The organism is Roseicyclus sp., from assembly GCF_052168335.1.
Lineage (GTDB): Bacteria > Pseudomonadota > Alphaproteobacteria > Rhodobacterales > Rhodobacteraceae > Roseibacterium.
In genome coordinates this window covers 1-3,787 of record NZ_JBQLZP010000549.1, presented here as the reverse complement: position 1 = coordinate 3,787, position 3,787 = coordinate 1, and the positions used below count along the sequence as shown (strand labels likewise).

At 65.3% G+C, this 3,787-nt stretch carries 4 protein-coding genes; 1 reads left to right on the top strand and 3 read right to left on the bottom strand.

Going from position 1 to position 3,787, the window contains the following annotated elements; translation table 11 throughout:
- Positions 1-43 precede the first annotated feature (43 nt).
- From ACTS11_RS16730 to ACTS11_RS16720, 3 genes are all read right to left on the bottom strand, one after another.
- Positions 44-1,108: a flagellar motor protein MotB gene (locus tag ACTS11_RS16730; RefSeq protein ID WP_442641433.1), complete on the bottom strand. Its 1,065-nt coding sequence runs from the start codon at positions 1,106-1,108 to the stop codon at positions 44-46.
- A 143-nt stretch (positions 1,109-1,251) separates the two neighbouring features.
- Complete coding sequence (locus ACTS11_RS16725) at positions 1,252-1,668, bottom strand: MucR family transcriptional regulator (protein WP_442641432.1); 417 nt, start codon at positions 1,666-1,668, stop codon at positions 1,252-1,254.
- A 279-nt stretch (positions 1,669-1,947) separates the two neighbouring features.
- Positions 1,948-2,724 carry a hypothetical protein gene (locus ACTS11_RS16720; RefSeq protein ID WP_442641431.1) on the bottom strand — a complete coding sequence of 259 codons (777 nt, stop codon included), beginning with the start codon at positions 2,722-2,724 and terminating at the stop codon, positions 1,948-1,950.
- A 100-nt stretch (positions 2,725-2,824) separates the two neighbouring features.
- On the opposite strand from ACTS11_RS16720, the gene motA reads away from it, so the two are divergent.
- On the top strand, positions 2,825-3,691 hold the full coding sequence (gene motA / locus ACTS11_RS16715; protein ID WP_442641430.1) for a flagellar motor stator protein MotA: 867 nt from the start codon (positions 2,825-2,827) through the stop codon (positions 3,689-3,691).
- The last annotated feature ends 96 nt before the right edge of the window (positions 3,692-3,787 follow it).

Sequence of the window (3,787 nt, the reverse complement as noted above, 5' to 3'; positions counted from 1 at the left end):
ATTCTCCGGTCACAGTTCTCGTGCCTACATCTTGTGCAGGCGCTCATCCTGGGGTGGAACCGACCGAAAGCGCCGCCGAAGGATAGATGAGAAGGATCGCGATACGCCGGTTCTCGGGCGCGTCGGGACGGTCGGGGAAGAACGGGACGGTGTCCGCAAGCCCCGTTATCCTGACGATGCGGGACGCATCGACCCCCTGCGCGATCAGTTCCCGCCGCGTCGCGTGCGCCCTGTCGGTGGACAATTCCCAGTTGGTATAGGCAGCGCCCGCACCGAAGGGCAGTGAATCCGTGTGTCCGGCGATGGCGACCGGCTTGTCGATCGGCGCGATCGCCCTGCCCACGAGGCCCACCAGCTCCTGCGTCCTGCCGATGAGGTCCGAACTGCCGAGGTCGAACATGGATCGTCCCTCGTTGTCCACGAGCTGAACCTCCAGTCCTTCGGGCAACAACTCGAAACGAAGGTGCCGCTGGAGGCCGGCAAGCTCCGGATCGGACATCACCGACTCCAGGATCTGGGCGCGCACCGCCTCGAGCCGCTCCTGCCGTTCCGCCTCCTCCCGCGCGCGCTCGAGCTCGGCCAGCACCTGTTCCGCGGAGGCCACGGTCGCCGACGTCTCGGCCTGATCACCTTCGCCCGATGTCTCCGCTGCGTTCGCGGTGGCGTCCTCCCGGTCGCCCGCGGCCGACGGGGCGACGTCGGCGCCCTCGGCCGCAAGATCGCCGCGCTCGCCGGCATTGGGCGGCGCCTCCTCCATCTCGTCGCGGAGGCGGCTGTCGAAGACCGCAAGGGGATTTTCCTGGCCGAAGCTCGGCAACTGCACCGGGGTCGCGGGCCCGTCGGTGCCCGACAACACATCGTCCTCCGCGAGCACCTGACCGGCGAAGAAGCCCTGGCCCCGTCCGCCCGCCTCCGACAGGCTCGGCGTGAAATAGTCCGCAAGTCCGCGAAGCGCCTCCTCGTCCGAGGCCGCCAGGATCCACAGGAGCAGGAAGAAGGCCATCATCGCCGTCATGAAGTCGGCGTAGGCCACCTTCCAGCCGCCGCCGTGATGATCGTCGTGCCCGTCGTCCTCGAGCCTCTTGATGATCACGGATTGTTCGGACATTCGGTGAACCCTTTCTCCGGGCGCAGGTCGCCGCCCATGAAATTGTCCTTGCGGGTTACCCGCGCACTAACGTTTCCGCGGAAACGACGAAGGGCGGGCCCGACCGCCCGCCCCCCCCATTGAACGTCACGTCGAAGGCCCTCTCAGTCGACCGAGTCCGCCTGACGGCTGTACTTGCCGAGGCCGGCCTTCTTTGCGTAGCGCGCCTTCATCTCCGAATAGTCGGGGGCGACGAGCGGGAAATCGTCGGCGAGCTTGAACTTTGCGCGATACTGCGTCTCGGTCAGCCCGTGCTCCGCGCCGATATGGCGCTTCAGCATCTTGAAGCCCTTGCCGCAGCACATGCAGTAAACCTTGTCTCTCGTGACGGCCTTGTCCGGAGAGACCGCCGGCTGGTCGGCCACGGACCATTCGGGAGCGGCCGCCGTCCTGTCCCGTTCCGGGGGGGGCGCGTCTCCCTCCGCCAAGAATACCCTCGAGAGCTTCTCGGCCAGTGCGGCGATGTCCTCGACATCGGCATCGGGGCGTGCGGCATAGGCCGACACGATCTGGACCAACATGTCCCGCTTTGCTACCTGATCAACCATAGTCACCAACCAATCCTTGCTCTGGCGGGAGAGGTATACCCTATCCTTGAACAAAAACAAGCCGGATGGCGGAATGCGGCGAAAATGCGCCGCTTACGACATGAAATGGCCACGGAACGGGTACGTCACCGCCCCTTGCCCAGCGCTGCGGCCAGGTCGCTTCAGGCGCGAGCGGTCGAAATTTTCTCTCTTATTTGCAGATATTTGGATGGGAGGAGGTGCAGGCCGGTCCGGGCGGAATCTCGCGGACGCTCACCGCGCCCGTCGCGCAAGCGGATAGTCCACAAGAACAAAGGAATCCTGCAATGCTCTGATGGTTGCGTGGCCGTCGCCCGCGCTCCAGCGCGCCGCGACTTCGCCGGGAAGCGCCTCCCGGCCGACCACGAGGGAATCGCCCGGAGCGAGGCCCCTGCCCGGGTATGAAACCGCTTTGAGCAGCACGCGGGCGCTGCCGGCCTCATCCTCCACGACCTCTGCCGACAGCGCTTCACCGACACGCAGCGGCGGTTCGCCGTCGTGGATCGTCAGCCGGTATTCATCGGCCTCGAGAAAGATCCGCGCGAAGAATTGCTTTCCGTCCCTGCAAGCAAGCCATGGAATGTCCCGGCGCAATGTGGCGGGGCGTGCCGGCCGAGGGACGGACCGTCGCGCCTCCCGGTCGGGCGCCGCCCGTGCGCTACCGCCCTCCCGTGCATAGCGGTAGTTCATCGCGTAGTCGGCGGCCAGCTCGCCCAGGCCCGGCGCCTCGGCAAGGATACCGCAGAGTTTCTGGTCCTCCGAAAAGGATATCTTCCGCGTCGCGTAGCCTTCCCGGGCAGGCACCACAACGAGCGAGGCGGCGCTCCGGCGCACGAGGCGCGACACCGCCGTCAGGGCATCGCCGCTCTCCTCCGCATGGAAGACCGCGATCTGGCAATCCCCGTCGGAGCGGATGCACAGGGCCGCCCGCATGTCCTCGGGCCAGTCGGAATGGAGCGCATGCAGGGCGTCCGGGTCGGGAATGTAGACAAGCGCATCGCCGATCTCCATGCAAAACCTCTGCCACCTGCCCATATTGATCTTGTTCTAGATCATTTATTCTTGTATCTCCAAAGATAAATACGCCATTTCATGTGCGGAGATCAAGAGCGTGACGCTTATCATCGGTATCGTTCTGGTGTTCGGTCTCATCTTCGGCGGCTTCATGCTGTCGGGCGGCAAGATGGACATCGTCCTCTACGCCCTGCCCTACGAGGGAATGATGATCGGAGGCGGCGCCATCGGCGCCTTCGTGATCGCCAACTCGATCCCCGTGATCAAGGACTCCGGCCGCGGCATCCTGCGCGTCATGAAGGGGCCGAAGTGGAAGCGCGACGACTACACGGACCTGCTCAAGCTGCTCTTCGAACTCAGCCGCCTGTTCAAGAGCAAGGGGATGATCGCCCTCGATCCGCATATCGAGGCGCCGGCCGAGAGCGAGATCTTCAAGCGCTACCCCAAGATCCTGGCCGATCACTTCGCCATCGACCTGATCACCGACAGCTTCCGCATGCTGGCGATGCAGTTCGACGACAAGTTCCAGACCGAAGAGGTGATGAACCGCAAGCTGAAGAAGCATCACCACGAGGCGCTGGCGGCGTCGAAGGCGATCCAGACCATGGCGGACGGCCTGCCCGCCATCGGGATCGTCGCCGCCGTTCTCGGCGTCATCAAGACCATGTCCTCGGTGGACGAGCCGCCCGAGGTACTGGGCAAGATGATCGGCGGCGCGCTCGTCGGAACGTTCCTCGGCGTTTTCCTCGCCTATTGCCTCGTGGCCCCGATCTCGGGCCGGCTGAAGCAGATCGTGGACGAGGAAACCACCTTCTACTCGATCATCCGGGACGTCTTCGTCGCCATGGTCTCCGAGCATCCGCCGAACATCTGCATCGAGATCGGCCGCGCGAACATCCCGACGCACATGCAGCCGACCTTCTACCAGATCGAGGCGGCGCAGAAGGAGCTGGCGGCGGCGTGAGGACGGTGGCGACAGCGCTGGCCCTGGCTCTCCTCGCCGCCTCGCACGCCGGCGCGGCGGAGGCCCCCGCGGAGCCGGAGGAGCCAGCGGAAGCGC